This is a genomic window from Pseudomonas sp. CFBP2511 (assembly GCF_030209255.1).
Taxonomy (GTDB): domain Bacteria; phylum Pseudomonadota; class Gammaproteobacteria; order Pseudomonadales; family Pseudomonadaceae; genus Aquipseudomonas; species Aquipseudomonas avellanae.
The window spans coordinates 14,065-33,142 of the sequence record NZ_JARVSI010000034.1; the positions used below are offsets into that span (position 1 = coordinate 14,065).

25 protein-coding genes are annotated in these 19,078 nt (G+C 50.9%); 14 read left to right on the forward strand and 11 right to left on the reverse strand.

Going from position 1 to position 19,078, the window contains the following annotated elements; genetic code table 11:
- Positions 1-5 precede the first annotated feature (5 nt).
- From QRN38_RS25970 to QRN38_RS26020, 11 genes are read right to left on the reverse strand one after another with little or no spacing between them, the layout of a single operon-like run.
- The gene (locus QRN38_RS25970) at positions 6-1,283 is read right to left on the reverse strand and encodes a TraB/TrbI/VirB10 family type IV secretion system protein (RefSeq protein WP_074321334.1); all 1,278 of its coding nucleotides are present in this window, start codon (positions 1,281-1,283) and stop codon (positions 6-8) included.
- Between the two features lie 2 nt (positions 1,284-1,285).
- Entirely contained in the window at positions 1,286-2,068 is a 783-nt protein-coding gene (locus QRN38_RS25975) for a TrbG/VirB9 family P-type conjugative transfer protein (protein ID WP_074321333.1), read from the reverse strand.
- A gap of 28 nt (positions 2,069-2,096) precedes the next feature.
- Complete coding sequence (locus tag QRN38_RS25980) at positions 2,097-2,759, reverse strand: VirB8 family type IV secretion system protein (RefSeq protein ID WP_074321332.1); 663 nt, start codon at positions 2,757-2,759, stop codon at positions 2,097-2,099.
- Positions 2,759-3,622 carry a TrbL/VirB6 family protein gene (locus tag QRN38_RS25985; RefSeq protein WP_074321331.1) on the reverse strand — a complete coding sequence of 288 codons (864 nt, stop codon included), beginning with the start codon at positions 3,620-3,622 and terminating at the stop codon, positions 2,759-2,761. The genes QRN38_RS25980 and QRN38_RS25985 overlap by 1 nt, the downstream gene beginning before the upstream one ends.
- Positions 3,610-3,996, reverse strand: coding sequence for a hypothetical protein (locus tag QRN38_RS25990; RefSeq protein WP_074321330.1), 387 nt, complete (start codon positions 3,994-3,996; stop codon positions 3,610-3,612). Before QRN38_RS25990 ends, QRN38_RS25985 begins: the two co-directional genes overlap by 13 nt.
- A complete protein-coding gene (locus tag QRN38_RS25995; protein WP_074321329.1) occupies positions 3,989-4,201 on the reverse strand; it encodes a hypothetical protein in 213 nt (70 codons plus the stop codon). The genes QRN38_RS25990 and QRN38_RS25995 overlap by 8 nt, the downstream gene beginning before the upstream one ends.
- Positions 4,202-4,230: 29 nt before the next feature.
- Positions 4,231-4,923, reverse strand: a complete 693-nt coding sequence (locus tag QRN38_RS26000) for a TrbJ/VirB5 family protein (RefSeq protein ID WP_237266120.1) — start codon at positions 4,921-4,923, stop codon at positions 4,231-4,233.
- The gene (locus QRN38_RS26005; protein ID WP_237266121.1) at positions 4,920-7,610 is read right to left on the reverse strand and encodes a VirB4 family type IV secretion/conjugal transfer ATPase; all 2,691 of its coding nucleotides are present in this window, start codon (positions 7,608-7,610) and stop codon (positions 4,920-4,922) included. Before QRN38_RS26005 ends, QRN38_RS26000 begins: the two co-directional genes overlap by 4 nt.
- The gene (locus QRN38_RS26010) at positions 7,597-7,890 is read right to left on the reverse strand and encodes a VirB3 family type IV secretion system protein (RefSeq protein ID WP_074321328.1); all 294 of its coding nucleotides are present in this window, start codon (positions 7,888-7,890) and stop codon (positions 7,597-7,599) included. The genes QRN38_RS26005 and QRN38_RS26010 overlap by 14 nt, the downstream gene beginning before the upstream one ends.
- Before the next feature lie 3 nt (positions 7,891-7,893).
- Entirely contained in the window at positions 7,894-8,355 is a 462-nt protein-coding gene (locus tag QRN38_RS26015; protein ID WP_074321327.1) for a TrbC/VirB2 family protein, read from the reverse strand.
- Between the two features lie 16 nt (positions 8,356-8,371).
- Positions 8,372-8,644 carry a hypothetical protein gene (locus tag QRN38_RS26020; RefSeq protein WP_074321326.1) on the reverse strand — a complete coding sequence of 91 codons (273 nt, stop codon included), beginning with the start codon at positions 8,642-8,644 and terminating at the stop codon, positions 8,372-8,374.
- Between the two features lie 808 nt (positions 8,645-9,452).
- Between QRN38_RS26020 and QRN38_RS26025 the strand changes: the two genes are divergently transcribed.
- The 14 genes from QRN38_RS26025 to QRN38_RS26090 all read left to right on the forward strand — a co-directional run bounded on the left by QRN38_RS26025 (position 9,453) and on the right by QRN38_RS26090 (position 18,965).
- Complete coding sequence (locus tag QRN38_RS26025; RefSeq protein WP_074321325.1) at positions 9,453-10,220, forward strand: ParA family protein; 768 nt, start codon at positions 9,453-9,455, stop codon at positions 10,218-10,220.
- 10 nt (positions 10,221-10,230) lie between these two features.
- Complete coding sequence (locus QRN38_RS26030; RefSeq protein ID WP_122290388.1) at positions 10,231-11,178, forward strand: ParB/RepB/Spo0J family partition protein; 948 nt, start codon at positions 10,231-10,233, stop codon at positions 11,176-11,178.
- Positions 11,175-11,543, forward strand: coding sequence for a TrfB-related DNA-binding protein (locus QRN38_RS26035; protein WP_074321323.1), 369 nt, complete (start codon positions 11,175-11,177; stop codon positions 11,541-11,543). Before QRN38_RS26030 ends, QRN38_RS26035 begins: the two co-directional genes overlap by 4 nt.
- Positions 11,536-11,817: a hypothetical protein gene (locus QRN38_RS26040; protein ID WP_074321322.1), complete on the forward strand. Its 282-nt coding sequence runs from the start codon at positions 11,536-11,538 to the stop codon at positions 11,815-11,817. Before QRN38_RS26035 ends, QRN38_RS26040 begins: the two co-directional genes overlap by 8 nt.
- Positions 11,818-11,841: 24 nt before the next feature.
- A complete protein-coding gene (locus tag QRN38_RS26045; protein ID WP_230462035.1) occupies positions 11,842-12,795 on the forward strand; it encodes a hypothetical protein in 954 nt (317 codons plus the stop codon).
- Between the two features lie 14 nt (positions 12,796-12,809).
- Complete coding sequence (locus tag QRN38_RS26050; protein ID WP_080495396.1) at positions 12,810-13,601, forward strand: hypothetical protein; 792 nt, start codon at positions 12,810-12,812, stop codon at positions 13,599-13,601.
- A 40-nt stretch (positions 13,602-13,641) separates the two neighbouring features.
- Entirely contained in the window at positions 13,642-13,989 is a 348-nt protein-coding gene (locus tag QRN38_RS26055; protein ID WP_074321321.1) for a hypothetical protein, read from the forward strand.
- Between the two features lie 34 nt (positions 13,990-14,023).
- Positions 14,024-14,338 carry a hypothetical protein gene (locus QRN38_RS26060; RefSeq protein WP_074321320.1) on the forward strand — a complete coding sequence of 105 codons (315 nt, stop codon included), beginning with the start codon at positions 14,024-14,026 and terminating at the stop codon, positions 14,336-14,338.
- The gene (locus QRN38_RS26065) at positions 14,335-14,697 is read left to right on the forward strand and encodes a hypothetical protein (protein WP_074321319.1); all 363 of its coding nucleotides are present in this window, start codon (positions 14,335-14,337) and stop codon (positions 14,695-14,697) included. Before QRN38_RS26060 ends, QRN38_RS26065 begins: the two co-directional genes overlap by 4 nt.
- Before the next feature lie 37 nt (positions 14,698-14,734).
- The gene (locus QRN38_RS26070) at positions 14,735-14,953 is read left to right on the forward strand and encodes a hypothetical protein (RefSeq protein ID WP_122290389.1); all 219 of its coding nucleotides are present in this window, start codon (positions 14,735-14,737) and stop codon (positions 14,951-14,953) included.
- A 144-nt stretch (positions 14,954-15,097) separates the two neighbouring features.
- Positions 15,098-15,712: a recombinase family protein gene (locus tag QRN38_RS26075; RefSeq protein ID WP_122290390.1), complete on the forward strand. Its 615-nt coding sequence runs from the start codon at positions 15,098-15,100 to the stop codon at positions 15,710-15,712.
- 21 nt (positions 15,713-15,733) lie between these two features.
- On the forward strand, positions 15,734-16,474 hold the full coding sequence (locus QRN38_RS26080) for a hypothetical protein (protein WP_122290391.1): 741 nt from the start codon (positions 15,734-15,736) through the stop codon (positions 16,472-16,474).
- A gap of 10 nt (positions 16,475-16,484) precedes the next feature.
- On the forward strand, positions 16,485-17,753 hold the full coding sequence (locus QRN38_RS26085; protein WP_122290392.1) for a DUF1173 family protein: 1,269 nt from the start codon (positions 16,485-16,487) through the stop codon (positions 17,751-17,753).
- 507 nt (positions 17,754-18,260) lie between these two features.
- Positions 18,261-18,965 carry a replication initiation protein gene (locus QRN38_RS26090; protein ID WP_074321314.1) on the forward strand — a complete coding sequence of 235 codons (705 nt, stop codon included), beginning with the start codon at positions 18,261-18,263 and terminating at the stop codon, positions 18,963-18,965.
- Positions 18,966-19,078 lie beyond the last annotated feature (113 nt).

Below are 19,078 nucleotides of genomic sequence, written 5' to 3' on the forward strand. Positions count from 1 at the left end.
CTTCCTCAGTTGATCAGCTTTACGCCGCCGCTTTGGGCCTGTTCGGCCTCTTCGGCATACTGTTTGGAGAAATCCAGATCACGCTGCAGATAGATAACTACGCGTGAACCGTGAGGTACCGTCACGGTCGGCTGAATATTGGCGTAACGACTCAAGATGGTGTTGGAGGATTCAGCAGCAGCTTCCTGCACCTGTGAGCGGTATTGTGAGGCCGAGTTTTCTTGGTCTGTGGACGAAACGCCGCTGTTTGATGCACCAGCTCCGATAATAGAAACAGCAGTTGCCACACCGAAAATCTGCGCCCAATGATTGTTTACTACGCCACCTTGCCCAGCAGATCCGAGTTGATCAGTACCAGCACTGTCGATAGCAATTTCCATTGCTCGACGACCATGGAGCTTAGGTATACGTAGCCAGTTCCAAATAGTGAAAAGGCGTTCCTGGCCGGGTTGAAGACTGGCGTTGTAGCTCCCGCAGATCGAGGAACCCCACGGTATAAGGACACGTCGGCCTTCGGCTGCGTAGACATCTTGCGCAATGCTGACGCAAATCTGACCGGGCAAAGAGCTTTGAGCACGCGGCTGCAAGGTGCCTTCAATAACGGCACCTTGAAGAACTTTGAACTCGAGGTTTTCCATGGCACGTGCTTCGGATACCGGAACACCACTTGAATAGGTCGACGCTGCAAAGCTGTCGTTTGGATTCTGTGAAGCACGGCCAGCACCACGACCGCCACCACTCAACGAGCCTGCCCCCCCCTGTTGGCCAGCAGCAGGATCCTGCTGGGGTCCATCTTCATTGACGGACGAGAAAATCGCAGAGCGCTGACGTGCCGCGAGCATTTTTTTACGCTCAAGCTCTTCCTGCAGTGCGATGGCCTGACGACGCTTTTCAGCATCACTCATTCCGCCTTGCTGCTGCTGCCGATCAACGGTTGAGCGAGGTGTAGCTGCAGGTGCGCCAGGCTCACCATCATTGGTCACTGGTGCTACCTTTGCAGCCTCACGTTTTGGCGTAGGGTTTTGGACCTTGCGGCGCTCAGCAGCTACGACCTCATCGGCTCTTTTTTCTGCCTGTTTTGAGTCGGTTGGTTCATGCTTTAGCCACCAGACAAAACCCAAAGCCGCAGCAGCCATAACCACGATAGCGATACCACTGAGTTTGCTGTTGCCTTTTGTTCCTTGCAGCATCGATCCCGACTGAGACTCTTTCCACTCGGCGATTTCTTCGTCCCGGGATTTCTCAGGGGGAGTGTTTCCCGGTTGGTTTGGTTCGTTTGCCATGCTTATGCACCTCCACCATCGCGGGTACTGCGAGTCACTGTGCGTTTGTAAGGGTTTGATAGATTCTCAACACATATGTACGAATTTCCGTCACGCAGCACGAACATGCTGGATAGCCTTTTCACGACCCAGTAATCACCCTCTCTTTGAGCGTTAACCATTGCCTCAGTGCCGTCGGGCAGTACGCGATAAAACTGAGGTAGATCTGCCCCCTTCTTCATCAAAAATTTAGTGAACTGCCCGTCGTCCATGACCCCTTGAAGGCCAATAGCTTCCTTGTCCCCGGAATAGCCATAGTTGATGTTCGGGGACGATGGTGTACCCGCACTGACCACTGGCTTCGTGGTAGCAGTGTCAGGAATCTCCTTGATAGTGGTGATTTTCGTGCTTGGATATACGAATCGAACCAGATATGACTGACCGGTCTTCTGCTTTTGGCTGGTCAGCTGGAAGTAATACGTTCGTTTGGTGGTGATGATCGTCATGTTGGTGTTGGCATCGTCCTCAACGGGCTTGAGGAATACGCGGTTGCGATAAGGCAGCTGCTGCCAGGCAATCGTATCGCCTAGGGCGACCACCTTGACCATTTCATCATTTTCAAACTCGATAGATGTTTGATATCCGTAAGTGCCAACCAGCTCATAAACCTGATTAGGATCGTACGCAACTTGTTTAACCCTCGTATCCGTAGACAACGATTTTGGAAGTCTGGCAGCGTGTGTCGAAAAAGCGCACAGCGACAAACTCAGGGCAATAGCAGTCGGTAAAACGAACTGTTTTTTCATGGTTAAATTCCTTGTCGCGTTATAAATGCTAGCGGCTGATTTCTTCGCTTTTTCTGTACAACGTAGCCAGAGTGCCAAATGGGTTTTCCCATCGATCACCCAGCTCACGTGGAACGAGCGTGTGCGCGACTTTCACTGTCGCAAGGTACGAAGTGACTTTTGCTTCTTTGTCACCCCACTTGTGGTGCGTCGACTTGAACGCAATCTGATACTCATCACCGATTTTGTTCATTCGAACAGGTTGGGCCTCTACCCAATCGTTCTCCCCCAGGAATGCATAAGGGTTCACAGGATTATCCGGGCTGATTTCTGCCTCGTATTCTCTGGCGGTCGTGGGGGTCAGATAGATGTGGCAGGTATCAGACAGCTGCTGCTTGCGGCGTGGATCAAAGGTGTTGCAGGACCGGATGAAGTCAAGCAATACCTTTTCGATCACGGCTTGCTCTTGGTCGACGTTGTCCTTCGTGATGACGCGTTGTTTCAACACTTCGCCGTGTTCGTCGATGACGGTGACTACCGGTATGAAGGTTTTCGAATCAGCTAGAACAGCGACAGCCAGAGCAAGAGCAATCATGCCCGTGCCCATAAACCCGACGATCCAGTAGCCTCGATTACGTTCTTGAGTTGTTTTGGCGTGCCCGAGCGCACGTTTGCGACGAGCGATTTCAGTTTTAGAAAAATCTTTATCCATTACTTGCCCATCCCAACAGAGCGCAAAGCCATCATTACGAGTGAAGATCCTTGAACGGTTGCTCCCGAAGCCAAGGATGCTGCCCAACCTCGTACTTGCAGCATGCAAATAATTAGAAGCCCTTCTACGATTACCAAGGTCCCCCATTGTTGAGCGGTAATAAGTGCCGCATCGGAAACCGTCGCAGCGGTTGCGGCCTCATTGATCGCATCGCCGAAGACTGAGTAACCAAAACGGACAATGGCAATTGAGAGAATATAGATGAACGAGAAGTTGAGCATTTTACCCGCCCAATTCATTGTCCACTGACGAGTCCCTTCAAAGAACACGAAGCCAATAATCGTCGGGAAAACGCACATGATTATTGCTGCACCGAACTTGGCAATGAGCATGTTCATTACCGCAACGATGAACAGAATGCAGTTCACGGCAAAGAGGCCTGCGCCCATGATGATCATAGCGAACTGTCTCCAGTTGACATTCATCAGCATGCTTGCAACCTTGCCTATATCGACATAGAGCGCATCCAGCATGGACGTACTGTTCACACCATTGCTCATGATTTGTGCCGAAATAGTTTCGGTCCAGGTACCCCAGATCCCATACAGAAAAGAACCACCAGCAGACCAGTTCAACGTTGTGAAGACCAACGTCGTCAGCATTGCCCGTTTAACAATGTCCCAGAGAGCAACAGCAGCCCTGCCGTTGTACATCTGGAGGCCCAGCGTGACCCAGTACGCCACCGCGACCAACCACACAATGGGTTCAACCAAGGCCGCTATCTTAGGGAACACCTCGGCCACAAAGGCAGTAGTGACTTCGTCAGTAGCCCCGATCAAGCCTTTGAGGGTTAAGTCCGCCATGGATTCGATGCCCCGTACACGGTTTTGAAGTGCGAAATCACTTCGGGTGAACGGAAATCTTCATCACGGACGGTTTCACCAGTCTGAGCTTTGATTTCCTGAGCCGTTTTCTGCATACAGCCTTGGATCAGGGAGCCCTTGTAAGACGGGGATTTCATGTAAATCTCAGCGAAACATGTGCCGGGGAACCACGCAGCTACATCCTGCTTTGTCGCTTTCAGCAGAGGATTACCACCGCTGGCAACAATCGACGTTCCATCAGGTTTGCTGTCGACAAAGGTCATGGACGTGGTGTTCACGTAAATGATCGAGCCGACAGCAAAGACCGCGACAAGGACACAGACCGTGTTCCGCGCAGTAAAGAACTTAAGCATTGCGGGCCTCCTTGGCATCAATAACGAACGGTTTGAAATCACAGGCGCATGGAGACTTGTCGATCTTGCCACTGTTCGTTACACAGCCAGAGACACTGGCTACAACGACAGCCAGAATCAGTATCTTGCCGAATTTCCAAACCACCCAAAGCGGCGCCCATGCAGGGAAGGTGATGACTTTGAGAAGTAGCCAAATTGCTTTCATGTGAACTCCTTTTTTCTCGCGTGCGAGAATTAGTCTTCTTTCCAGCGGAAGAACTGCTCGTTCTGCGAAGTAGACTGATTTTCTTGGTTGGCAAGGTTGGCTTGCAGATTCATGTTCAACGCCGTCATTTTTGATTGCGCTGACTGGAGCATGCCGTTTTCGGCAGCAATCCTGTTTTGTAGGTCCGCCGCATCCTTGCTATTCGTGGTGCTGTCTACCTGTGAAGAGAGTGTGCCGAGGTTGTTAAGATGCACCTGAACTTCGCTATAAAGAGCATCACCCGCTGACATGGCAGCTACGACCGAGTTAGAACTCAGCTGGTAGTCACGGGCGCGATTTCCGTCAGGATTTGAAAACAGTTCTTGAGGGAGAGTGTTGATCAGCTCCTCATAAAACGATTGCTTGCTCCCATACGCCCCGGAATTCTGACGAGAAACAACCTCCTGCCACGATCCAGGGACAACTGAAGCTGAATCGATCGATCGGTCCAACCCGATAGAGCCCCGACCATACGTGCCCTGCGTGTTGTTCAGAATGTCCGTTTGAGTTTCATATTGCTGCTTGAGCATCTTGTATTGGTCCTGCAGCTCACGGAGGTTCTGTGCAAGCGCAGCCCACGTTCCAGCATCACCGGTTGGAACACCGGTAAATGCGCTCGCTTGGCCTGTGAGTGCCGCTGTAATGGCGACAGCCAAGCCCAGTTTTTTCATTACCTTGATCATCGAACAGCCCTCAAGTTATGGGTGTTTTTCGCCTTCGCTTCTTGCATGAATACGGGAACCCAGACGGAAGGTTCATCCGTACCGAGTCGCTCGATAATTGATTCCATCAGAGCGACACCTACATCATTCGAAGACAACACCGGGATGAAATCGGAAAGGTCTTCGTCAGGCTTATCAGAAGAAAGATCAAAACAAGCACGGATAGATTCTTGGCCGCGACGAATTAGGAACTTTCTTTCTTTCGGGTCAAGCTTACGAAGCCATTCACGCTCAACGACCGTCAGATTCTGGTGGTCCTCGTCTTTTACGGTGTCGTTAGCAAGGTAGATCTTCGTAACGGTCTGCTTATCGATAGAGTCCGTTTCGCTGTGGAAGTACTTGGCATCAGGCGTCACGAATATAAGAATTCCATTTTTACGACGGATCTGCATGATGAAGCTGTCGATTCGCTTGCGCCAAAACTCGTTCTTGACAAGGTTCTGCCCTTCCTCAAGCACGAGGATAAAGGGTCTGCCATCCATGGCGAGTTCGATACGGTGAAGCGGATAACTCATAACGACCGCAAGCTCAGGCCGAGCCTCTTGGTTTTTCAGCAGCTCCATCATTTCGAAGCAGTAGTGCCGAGATTTGGTCAAGTCGATGTTGTCGTTTTCGTTATCAAATACACCAGCATTAGCCCCAGTGATCCCCTTGGCTCCATGCCATATGGCCATGCTGTCTGCCAGCTCGCCGTTTCCGTAAGTCCAAACAATGTTGCGCAGGCGACGGTCCACAAAGGGCAGATCGTAGTTTTCGTCCACGGCATTTTTGAACCGTTTGATGTGATCCTCTGTCGTCGGGTTCTTTGGCGACGCATAGCACTCGCGCATGAGGATCTGCAGGTCAACCAGGTATGCACGGTTCTGAGGGGTATCGGGTAGCTTGAACGGGTTCCAGTGCATACAGGCGTGTGGTGATAGGAGCGTGTGGACCCCGCCCATCGCCTTCATGAACACTTTCGCACCGAACTTGTTATCGAACCAGTACACGACAGGGAAAGCTTTATCAGCCTCGCTAACCAGCTCAGCCAGGAGCGTTGTTTTGCCGGACCCAGTGTCGGCAGACAAGCCCATGTGCCCTGCGACCATACCTTCCATTTCCCGATGGAAATTGAAGTTGTACTGGGTACCACTCTCAGTCTCAAAAGCGGTGATGGCATGACCCCACAGATTGCCCTCGCGGCGACCCCGAGCGAAGTTGTGCAGTGATACGAAACCCGCGAAGTTTCCAGACTTGATCTTGCCTCGACGGCCTATAAGTGCGTCTTGCTGGCCGGGAAGCTGGGACCAGAAAAACGTTTCCATCGCAAACCATTCGCGCACTGGTTTGACGTTCATATCGACAAAGCAGCCCTCAACGAGGCCAACCGCGTGATCAAGGGTTCGCATGTTCTCTTTTCGGTTCTCATCATTGACCATCGGCAGCGACGGTACATGTATAAAGATAGTCAGGTGATGAGCACCATTTACAGAATCGCCACGGCGGAGGGCTCGAATACCTTCCGTCAGCTCTTTGCTGTCGTCCTCAGATATCTTGTGAGGGTCTGCAACCGTAATGCGCCGAGTCTCATCCATCATCGCGGACTCAGATTCGATGCGGTTCAGGAAAAAGAACGACTGAGTGATGATGAACTCGACAGGCTGCTGCATGAACTTGTCCATCATGCGGGACGGTGTTCTGCGCGGCCATTCCCCCATGCTCAACATCGCGCCGATCCGTGCATCAGTATTACCTCTGACTTCGCACATGTTGGACAAAATGCGGAAATTCAGACGCGCATACGGCAGTGATTCCTTGATCGCCAGTTCAGTTACAGGAATTTTCCTGTACGACAGGTTGATCAGGTAATTAAAGAAGCTGCTGATTTCGCAGAATTCTTCTCCGAGATAATCGACGAATTCGTCCTCGGCGTATTCTTCATGATCGCCAAGGTTCTCTTTGAAATTGTCCCAGTCCCAGAGGAACCGTTTTACCGATTGATAAGCAGTTTCGCGGTCAATTTTGCCGTTGGTAGCTACTGGGTGACGCTGTATGCGTAGGCGCTTGACGCCGTAGTCGGAAAGCCCTCGCATAACCAAATTCGAAGCCTTGTAAAGACCATCAGCCATACGCTCTAACGATTCTTCTTCGTTTTGGCTGGACGAATTCCCTGTGATCAACGCGATCCCACGATCCAGCAGGCCCGGCACGCCGCCACGGAAACGACGGCGAACCAACGAGATGTATATCTCGTTGACGTAAAATCCGCGACTGGCGTAGCGTTTGCGGAGAGCTTTGTTCAGCGTTCGTGAGAACCAAGTCCCACCCTCACCGTCAGGAAAGTCATAAATCTTGCGGCGGATTACATGGGCGTAGATTGCCAGGTCGCTGCTCGCGACAGTTCGCAGCACCGTATTCCGCCGCTGTTCGAACATCTTGATCTGCTGCGCAGAGAGAGAGTCGAACATCAAACCGTCAATTTTCAGGACTTGAACTAATGCATCGTCGGTGGTTTGGACTGTCTCGTCGTCATAATGAACGTCATAAGGCACCATCTGGCTGACGGTCAACTCATCCAGATCGAGCATAGCCCCCTCGGGATGCTGGATGCCAAGGGACAGGTCCATATTTTTGACGAGTTTCTTGAAGACTTTGTCAACGAGGCGCATAGCTTCTATATCCCCAGATTTTGCGTAAAGGCGATGCTTTCAATGTGCTTGCAGCCTTGAGGACACCGAACAAATAAACATCTTTGCTACAGATCCAGTACGAAGCCACAAACAAAAAGGGCATCAGCAACAACGGGTACAGTGAGCGCAGCAGTAGCGTTAAAAGCACCGGCGAAATAAGGCTGATCAAAATGCTCGACAAGGTGAATGGACCGACCATTGAAGGCCGGGCCATTGCCTGCACAAGCACTTCACCTTCGTCAGGTTCGTGCTCGTCCATGATTTACCTCAACGACGTCTGAGCGCCTTCGCGAATAGAGTCGACAATCGACGGTGCGAAGAACACTAGGAAGATGCCAGCGCATGCCCAGCCGAACTGTCCCCACGACATACGGCCTTGCTTGGCCTGGAAACCACAGAACGCAATCGCAGCGATACCCAGGTAGTAACCGACGTCATAAATCAGGAATGTGACAATGTCCTTGAACATTGATCGAATCGCTGTGAAATCGAGCGCAGCGTTAGCGAACTCGGGGAGCACAGCGAGAGAGAAGAGCGATCCCAGAACGGCGACCTTTGTAGCCTTGGACAGCCAGTCTTGACGCAGAAGCGCCTTATGTGAAGGGGTCTTTTGAGATAGAGCAAATTTCATGGTCTGTGCTGTTTTGGCATTCAACCACGTCCGCCAGTTTCCTCGTTGTAAACTGCCTACGGTGCTTCCCGACTGTTTGGTTTGGACTTGCATACCTTTGCCTCTTTCATCATGACGGGGACTCCCCGTACGTTACTGTTATGACCCGATTGGGGTTGTTAGGGCACGTTTCCCGAATGAAGTCGATTGCCGTGTCCGCGTTGGCAAACAACTTGGTGGCCCCTTTCGCAGTGACGATGCTGAACACCTTCCCGGCTAGAGGGCTGTCGATGATCAGCTCCCATTTGCGTACGCCGTTGGCGTAACGCTCCTTCATGAAAACCCGATAGTCCGGCTGTGCTACTGCGAACGTGGTCAATTGTTGTTTGTCGAGGCTCTGCATCGTTTCCCCTGGGCAGCTGTTGGCTAGATACAGGGGCGATACTGGAGTCCTACGCGTGTTTGATCTAGATCCCACCTCTCATTTCTTCCCTCTTTAGGGTTTTATTAAATGAAACTCTGTTTTCGTGGAACATAATACCATTTTTGATCAACAAAAACAACGTTTCATCGCTAGAAACTTGGATCCACCACGAAAAAAAACCCACAAAATCCCAGCAATCCTGTACCTGGCTGCATCAAAATTCGTGTAAGTAACTGACAGTGCGAGCAAATCCATTTGAGCACTAGATCTGGGCGGGCGAGCGTCCTTGCCGGAGTTACGGATGCCATCAAATTGGCACCCCACGCGCAAAAGACCGCAAGTTTCATTTTTTGCTCATATTTGGTGACGAACGGTAGCTCGCGCCAAAAGAAGCCCGCCAGCGTTGGTGCTGAAAGGATTCACTTTTTCGGTAAATAGCCTACCCAGAACCAGATCGTCTCCGCCGTCGCTCCGAACAGGGGCCTGCCCCTGCGGCCGTTCCGGCCTACCCCGGTTGCTGCACCATTGGACCTGCCGGGACCTGTCGTCTTGCAGTGCCTTGCGTCACGGGACCGCGCAGGCTCACGCGAAAGACCGTGCTCGAAAAAGCGGGGTTGAACAGGGCGCGGGGTGAGTTGGCCATCGACTGGACGTGCGCGCACGCGGTCGGATGGCTGGTTCTCGCACGCGAGAAATAAAAAAAAGAAACCCTTTTAGGGGTTGCATAAAGGGTTTACTTATTGCATCATAAGCCATGTCGAATTTACGGCCCGACCGGAGTACAGCCATGAAAGTAGTAACCGTTACGAACCAGAAAGGCGGAGTGGGTAAGACTGCTATAGCTATCCACCTGTCGATGCTTGCAGGTGAGCAGGAAAAACGCGTTCTTATGCTCGATCTAGATGAAGGTGATCTTTCTTCTTTCTTTCCAGCAACAGATGATGACGATGACACGCAATACCTAATGTCCAGTCATCTGTTTGATGACTCACAAGCCGTCGGCCAGCCTCGTCAGGTTGGCCCGAACATGTGGCTAGTAGAGGCAGATGTACCGTTGTTGGATGTTGACGAAATGCATCTGGACGTCGTACATCGCCTAAAGCACGCCCTAAGTGCTTACAGCGAGAGTTTCGATATATGCATCATCGATACCCCTCCTAATCTGCAGCGGAGAATGGTTGGAGCACTGATCGCTGCCGATTGCGTTGTTTCTCCTTTCAACATCAGCCCGTTCACCTTGGCCCGCATGCCAAAGCTGATGAGAACAATCGAAAACGTTCAGGATGAATACAATCCAAATCTTACTTTTTTGGGCTTTCTTCCAAACATGGTCAACAGCAGGTCCCCTGATGAAATTGATGCGCTCCCAGGTCTTCGAGAGGGCTATGGGGATTTGATTTTTGATGAACAGATCATTTACCGGCCATGCATCAACAAGTCGCTGGGCAACGGGTTGCCCGTCTGGAAACGTGCCAACGGCAGCAGCCAAAGAATAGCTGGGCGTGAGATGAAGTCAGCATGCAACTCGATCCTGTCGAAAATTTGGGCTAATTGAGGGCTCCAAAATGACCAAAGATTCGTCCATGCCAAAGAAAAATGCATTTGCTGGGGCCATCGGTAAGCTGTCTGATTTTCAACGCAAGAAGCCGGTTGTGCATGAAGGTGAACTGATTTTAAAAATCAGCCCCGGACAAGTGGAGTGCAAGCCTCAAATTCGGAAAAAAGGTAACCCCGGTTTAACTGTCGAATCATTGATGGAGTTAGGGGACGATATTGAAGCAAATGGGCAAGAGCAGCCTGCAATTGTCCGTAAACATCCAAACCCGGAAAGTGGGTTTGATTATGAAATGGTTGCGGGTGAACGCAGACAGAGATCGACAGCAATGAAGGGGTTGCTGCTCGATGTCGTAGTACGCGAGTTGACTGATGCGCAGGCTAAACGAATCCAACGCTCTGAAAACGTCCAGAGAGAAGGTCTGACTATGCTCGAAATTGCCTTGGCTTTGAAAGAGGACAAAGACGAGCTAGGCACCCTGCAGAAGGTTGCGGAACTTTGGAACAAGGGCTTGAACTGGGTCGCCGAGCGGTTGAAGTATCTGGAGACAATGGAGCAGGACGGAGTGGGCCGTGCTGCTGTTCTCTCTGGTATCACAGCGGACGTTTCCGTTGTGAACGACCTGCGGCGACTGGAGCAGATCGACCGACCTGCTGCGGATGGTCTTCTGCAACGGGCAGAGGAAAACCCAGAACTGAACTTGCGCGCCGAGGTACGCAGTGAACTGAAAAGAGCTAAAACAAAGCCGTCAGCTAAAACGACCTCAGAACCAAAACGGTCCCCCAAGCCTCAACCCAATACAGCACCTTCTCCGGAGGACTTAATAACCCAACTGAACGAGACGGTTGCAGTGCAGGCTACCCGGATAGAAGCTCTGGAAAACGAGAACACCTACCTAGCCAAAGAGTTAAAAGAACTGCGTGAACAGATGGCTTCCAACTGGACTCCTGAGCAATGAAAGAGGTAACTAAATCAGTCGACCTAGACCATCGCATACCGCTCGATGATTTCGAGCGGTTGCGCGATGCTCCGAACTCGCGGTTGCAAAAGAAGAGCTACGACATCGCTTTTGAAATCCTAGTCGAAGGTAAAAAGTTGACTGCTGTCGCTGCTGCGTATGGGATGACCAGACAACGCGTCAGGTATCTCCGGGACAAAGTGTATTCAGCGTATCTAATGCAGCCTCCAGAGGGCTGGACTTACGCAAACATATGCGCGCCCCAGGAAATGATTGACCGCTTTGTTCGGGAAGCCGATGAAGCGAGAGCACGATATTGGCAGTCCAGAAAGTCCCTCACGATAAAGCAGGAACCCCATGAATAGAATCTATCTATTGGCTGCCATTGTCCTTTTGAACGGCTGCGGCGATAGCGACCAGAAAGCAGGACTCACTACGCCTTACGACTTCCGAACATTCGACAGACAGTTGAATCTGACCGCGCCAGGGTGCGAGCTGAAATCACCATCGGGAGAGTCATTGAATGAAGTATTCAAGAACATTCCTCCAGGGAAAGGCACGTTCCAGCGGGGAACGACCGTTACGCTTGAGTGCTTTCCAATTTTGCCGACCGAGAAGTCCACACTGATAGACCAGTAACGAGCAGTCGCTAAGGAGATAGCTTTGAACATCACCGCATTTTACCAATTGCTGATGAACGAAGATTGGCACACCAGCTGGTCTGACGACCCTTCGGTGTACTGGGCAGGGGAAGTTTCGCATGAGCGCATTCATCAAATGGCTTTGACTCACGGACCAGCTTTTGCGTGGTTGCTCAGTGAGTTCAGAAAGCGGGAATTCAGCGGGCCCGCGTGGGGCACGACTAACCTACCTCACCTACCCCCTCCTACCGAACCTACGATATCGGCTCTGATCGATCTGCGTGCAGACTTTGAGCAGCTGGCATTCGTTTCCGGGGAACAGGACGCATCTTGCATACTGGGAAGGTGCAAATACCTTGGTGCCATCTACCCTTATGGAGACACAGTACCTGCACTGATCAGCAGTGTTGGTGCGCTTAGAAAAATCTGGCGCGAAGGTCAGAATGAGGCTGTCCTGGCACATCAAAGCTTGCGACCTGCAGCAGATCTTGATGAGTTGCTACGCACGCAAACTGAGTCTTTGGATCGCCAAAAACGAGCACTTCAAGGCGACAGAATGGAGGGTGACGTCAATGTCAGCGCCTTGCATCCGACTCTGGGCAGACTTTACTGGCGCTACGTTTATGAAGGCGACTGCAACATGCCTGATTACTACAGCATCACGGATCAAGTAAGGTTAGCACTACAGCTGCCAGAGGATTGGCGCGACGACAAGCATCTTCATTGGATGCACAAGTCGCATCTTAGTGATGTGCTCACAAACGATATGTATGGCGATTACTGGCAGGAAGAGGACGAGGACACTTTTGAGACAATTCATTGCTTTGATGGCCATCTTGCGGATCTTCAAACGCGAAGCGGTCAAAGCGGGCGAGAATTCGTAAATTGGCTTTTGACAGCAGAATGGGTTGATGTTCCGCGACCAAAGAACAACGACGATAGCGAAAGCAGTACCCAGTCGGAAATTGGCTTGTGAGCGAGCAATCCCACATGAAAATTCTCGCACGCGAGAATCTGGTTACTTCGCCTGCACAAGTTGACTGGAGAAAAATAGGCCAGCCACGTTGGTACGACTGCAAGCTTGGAAGAATGAGCGATAAGAAGCTTTCAACGCTAACAGGCGTGTCGTTGCGCGTCATTAGACACCGACGTGAACTATTCGGTATCCAGGTATGGCGGGTAGACATGGCGATAGCACCTTATGAACACTTGCTTGAAACCGAAACAAACGTGCGCATAGCTCAGCTTAGCGGTGTTTCATGGTGGAGCGTCAAAGCATACAGGCTTAGCCGTGGCATAGACCGGGTTCGAAAAACGAAACCAGCCAAAGGTTGTGATTCGGGTCAAGCTCTCCCTCCCGGCCACCCGCTTGCCCCTTTCAGGCCACTCATAGGCATGATTGATGACGCTGCGATTGCCAAAGTAGCAGGAACAAAGAAACAAGCAGTAACTACAGTCAGGATTGAACTGGGTTTGGATGAAGGCGCAAAAATAAAAACGGTATCGCGGAAAAGAACATTGCGCGACTTCGTGGGGCCATTGTTAGGGTACGAGTCGTTGTTCGCCTCTATGTCTGACCTCGGGATAAGTCGCCATGTCGGGGTGAACTTGTCATTAGTTGAAGCTCGCAGACGTGAGCTTAATATCAAACCTTACCGCAAGACATCAAAGTTAGATCCGTACGAACACCTACTAGGGCAGGTGCCGATCAAGCTGCTTAGCAAGCTTGCGGGCATTTCAGAAGCTAGAATTCGCGAGATTAAAGCGCGTCTCGGCAAATAGATTAAAGCGACAGGTAACTCAGGACAAAGGAAATTCGACCATGAGTAAACACATCATTAGCGTACACAGCAAGAAGGCAGAGGGGCCGGTGCGTATACAGCTCGGCTGGGACAAACCCATGTCGGAGTTTTACTTGGTGGTTTTCGTGGAGCCGCCAGAGGGCCAGGAATTCGATGATACCAAGATCGTTTATTCTAGCCTCGATGATCGAAACGCGGACGGCGAGCAGGATCTAGGCTATTTCAAGGGGATCGTCGTCCAGCTCGGTTGCGATGTTCCCGAAGCCCTATGGCGTGCTGCACACCAAGATAGTGAGTTTAACGTCGTCAACAAAATCCATTACTACTCTCCAACTGGAGAAGTAATCCGCGACAGTTCATTTGAGTGAGTATTCAGCAAAAGACAGATCTGGAGGTACAATTATGGTTAAGATTGATGCAGCGGGATACATAGTTATAGCATCTGGTCTCTTTTTCATCGTCGTTATGACAGTCTCAATTTTGCTTTCCATATACCATGGAAAACGGTCTGAAATAGCGATCAAATGGGCAGGTAATGCTGGGCTTTCAGCGCAAATTTTGGGTTTAGCCCTTGCTTGCAGCTCAACAACAATGCCTACCACGCCACTTCTGATATATCTAACAATAGGCATTTACTTTTTCGCTTTAGGACGTTCAATGCGTCTGCTAGAAAAAATGCGCAGAAAACCAGTTGCAACAGAGGAGAACAAGCAATGAATACTGCGGTCCAGGATAGAACGAACGTCATGTGTGGGCTTGAGGCTATTCGCATGCTGTCGCAAATCGCGGAAGCCTGCGCTATGTGCGTTCTTGAGCGAGGACACGACGTTGAGTTGGTTAAGTTTGCAGCGCATTGTTCAGACCGTGCTGAACACATTGCACAGTATCTCATTGACTCTCCCACCACCAGCTGGAGTCTGGATTTTGTGCTGGAAGAGATGTCGTGGCTGATCAAACATGAACTGCTTTTAGAACGCGTCCGGGTTTCGGTGATGCGAACCATTCCAACCGTCGACGATTTAGAAAAATGTAAGCAAAGAAGCCGCCTTATTTGCTCGACAGGCTGTGTTCAGTAAACTACCTTCACACCCTCACTAAAGATGGAGAGTACCTATGTCAACATCAAACGTATGGCTCGAAAAAGCTACAGAATTGAAATCTGCAATCCAGGATAAGGCATTGGCCGAGTATCTCAAAAACAATAGCCAAGCCGATATTGCCCGCATGGCCGGAGAAGGCTTTGTCTCTATCCCGGATCAGACGCAGGCTTCGATAATCAACACCCTTGCCGCAGACCTTGAAGCAAAATTGCAAGGCCACCCTGCCACCTGATTACTCGTCAGCAATGTGTTCAGCAAACGACCGTTTAATGGACACATCGCGAAGCCCTGACCAACGGGGCTTTTTTTTGCCTCTTAATGTCCAGTTTCTTGTTAATATATCTATGTCCAGAAAACCACTGTCAGGTTTAGAATAATGAACACAGCGACACCAACACAGAATCTGATCACTGGTGGGCTCCGTATTGGTTATGCCCGCGTGAGCAAACGCGATCAAAACCTAGACCTACAAATCGATGCGCTGAAAGAGGCGGGCTGCACACGGATCTATCATGAGAAGGTTTCCGGCGCTAATCAGCCACGGCCAGAACAGGAACAGATGCTCAAAGCTTTACGTCCAGGAGACACAGTTGTTATCTGGCAGCTTTCGCGACTGGGAAGAAACCTTGGCGAGTTGATCAGTTTGGTCAACCAGTTCGCCCAAATGGGTGTCGCCTTCTTAGTTCTGACAGAGCGTTATGACACTTCCACCGCACAGGGCAAGCTTTGGTTGAGTTTGTTTGCGACCCTTGCAGAGTATGAACGCGACCGGCTCATCGAGAGGACACATGCGGGCCTTGCAGCAGCTCGCGCACGTGGCCGTGTTGGAGGCAGAAAACCAAAGCTGGGTGAGAAGGAAATACGTGAAATAACTATTTTACTGTCAGACCCGAATATGACCGTCAAGGACGTGGCAGCAAGGTTTGGCGTGTCGCGAACCACCATCTACAAATATCACCCCACGCAGGTCGTGAAGACAGCCGTGGAATAATAGATTAGACGGGGAACAATCATGGCTGACACACACGATGAATTGACTAAAGCTACAGGCATTACCGCTGATTTAGTCATGGAGATAGGTACTTATCACAAAGCCAAAGACATGCGCAGCGTGCAGACTGGGCTTTCCAGTGCGGCCCGCGAATTACGAGCGTTCACCGAACACACGTCTTTGCGCGGACGGCTGGGCACACAGCGTGAATTGTTGACCAACGCTGCTGCGCTCCTTGATTCAATTAAGTACAACGTTGAACACGCCAAAGAGCGCAAGGACCGTACCGAGAAAGCCAAGGCAAAAAAGCGAGCCCTGTGGGAGCGTGAGGCAGACCAGCTGGTTAAAAAACATTTTTCCTTGCCCATGAAATCTGTAACTGAACAATTGCAGGTACTGGAGATATACCTGACAGCTCATGTGATGTTAGGACATATGTTCCTTTTCAAAAACCACCTTGATCTGCGCAAATTGATGCAAGACCAACGTCCGCAGTGGGTGAAGACGACTACTGAATGGCGCAACAGCCAGGTATCAAGTCTGTTGTCTGATTTGCATTATGGTTTTCGAAACTACCTTAGCTGGGACTTGGAAACGACCCCTGCCGAGCGGTTAAAGGAAATGCAGCGACAGCTAGAAGCTATTCGCGCCGAGGTTCTTGCCAGACCTGAATCCGTAGTAACCCTGCGAATTTGGACGGATGAGCTAAAGAGTGCTGCATTCATTAGCACAGCGATGCCTGCTGCCGGTAACTCTAGATAGGAGTAACTGAATGTCTGACAAACGATATGGCGTGACCATCGCACACGGATCCTCAGTCAAGCAGTACAGTGAGCAATTCCAGACTCAGGCCAGTTATGCAGCACCATGGAAAGCTGTGCTGCAGAAAGCGCACAAACAAGCGACTGTCAGCTGCCAATGCCCAGGTACTGGTTGCCGTCTACTCGCTGTCCGGCATATGTCGGATAGCGATTCATTCCACCTTTCCCGTTATCCCCGCACTGGCTCGGAACATGCTCTGGATTGTGTTTACTACTCGCCAGATCCTGATAAGTCGGGGCTCGGTTCGTACAGCAAAGGCGTTGTCGAGGAAACGTCTGAGGGAGATCTCAAGGTCAAGCTCACGCTCTCGCTACGCAAGAAAGAGCCTGCAGACAGCGGACAGTCACCCAAAGGTACAGGCAGCAGCTCGGCCAGCGGAAAAGCGTCAAAACCGGCAATGACACTGCTCGGGCTGTTGCACCTGCTTTGGAGCGAAGCCGGGCTCAATACGTGGTCGCCGGGGATGGCTGGAAAACGCAGCTTGGGCCTTGTACACAGCAGGCTGCAAGACGCTGCAGATCGAATGCTTGCATCGAGAATGCGCATTGGCGATGCGCTTGTCATTGCGGCAGGATCAAAGGGTTTTCAATCCGAGGCCAACGAGCGGAAGGTTAAGAGCGCTATCAAGAACAACCGGCGCTTGCTGGTGATAGCGCCACTTGCAGGGCATACCGAAGACCGGGAGAAGACTGCTGTCCGCTATCTGACCATCACCGGTTTCAATGGCGTACCTCGCATGTTCATGGATGAAGAGATCTGGTCGACCGTTGCTCGCCGTTTCAAGCGTGAGCTGTCGGCCTGGAGGCAAGGACGTAGGGTTTTGGCGATTGTTCAGACAGATCAACCCAGCGAGCCCGGTAAAGCTCAGGCGCTCAATGTCGCGTTGATGGTGGTCAGTGATGAGTGGATCCCGGTCGAATCATCTCATGAAGCTTTGATCGAGGTTAGGCTGCGCGAGGAATCACGCAGGTTCGTCAAACCCTTGCGATTCGACTCCAGCGAAGACCAGGTATTCCCCGACTTCTGGTTGATGGACGCGAGTGTTACTGAATATCCGATGGAGGTCTATGGTAGATCCGATCCAAAGTACCTGGCCCGCAAAGAGGTCAAGGTCAGTTACTACAAGACCCATTACGGCACAAACTGGTGGGCATGGGACGCGAGCAGTGATCCCAAGGGCGAAGCGATACCCGCATTCCCGTCCGCTAAAAGCAGATAGTAATTAGGAGAGCTGTTGATGATACGTTTCGACGACTCGCCCATTAATCGGGCTGGACGGAATTGAGGTGATGAGCAGGCGCAGCCGGAACAGCGCGTCGATTACGTCCAGCTGCCTGCCGGCCAGGCGACTTTCAAGATTTTTGTAAGCCTGCTTTAAATCTTGTTTTAAGAAAAGATCTTATGCTTTTCTTTTATATCTTGTTTTACCCCTGTGGATTAAATCCATAACTCTATGATTCGTATGCTTTTTTACCCATTTTTTTATCCACATTAGGGGAAGGATTCCGGCATTAGAGGGAGGGATTCCGGCTATTAAAGGGGAAGGATTCCGGCTGATAACAGGGAGAGATTCCGGCAATAGAGGGAAGGATTCCGGCTATTATCCCTTTCTTTTCAACAGCTTATGAACAGCTTATCCCCTTTTCTTCGTGGTAAGAGGGAATGAGGTATTGACCCCTTCCCCCTTCCCCTTTACTCTCGTTCCTACACTTACAGGAGTAGAGCTGTGACTGACGTAACTGAGGTTAAGAACAGGGTTTACCAGTCCAACAAACTCATCGAGTCCTCGTACACACTGACGCTTCAGGAAAAACGTCTTGTAATGCTTGCAGCATCGATCCTCCATTCGAAGCATGAACCGCCGAGAGACGGGATCGTGAAGGTCTCTGCAGAAGCGTTTGCATCAGTGTTTGGCGTTGAGGTTAAGCACGCTTACGGGATATTAGCCGAAGCTATCGAGCGCCTTTGGCCCCGAGATATCAAGCGCTTTGAGGGCGGTACAGAAGTAGAGACCATGCGCTGGATCTACAAAAAGAAATATCTGGAAGGCGAAGGGGCCGTCGAAATAGGATTCTCTCCAAGCATCCTGCCGCATCTGACGTTGTTGACCACCGAGTTCACCAGCTACAGGTTGAAGCACATCAGCAACCTGACCAGCCTTTACGCATTTCGGATCTATGAGCTAAGCACGCAGTACAAGAAATTTGGCGTGCGTACATTTGATCTAACAAGACTGCGCGAGCTGCTAAACCTTGAAAATAAGTATCCGAACGTCAAAGACCTGCGTCGTTACGTCTTGGACCCATGCATAGAGGAAATAAGCCAGCATACTGACCTCGGATTATCTCTGGAGGCACAGCGAACGGGTCGCAAAATCACTGGCTTTAAAATCTATATCGAACAAAGCGAACAGCTTCCATTGGGCCTTTGATTCCCGCAAGCAGTAGACGCTTTATGGGGGAAGGATTCCGGCTATGCCATCCGTGCCAGGCCATCGATCCAGCTGCAGCAGTGCCCGACCTAAAGGGGGAAGGATTCCGGCTA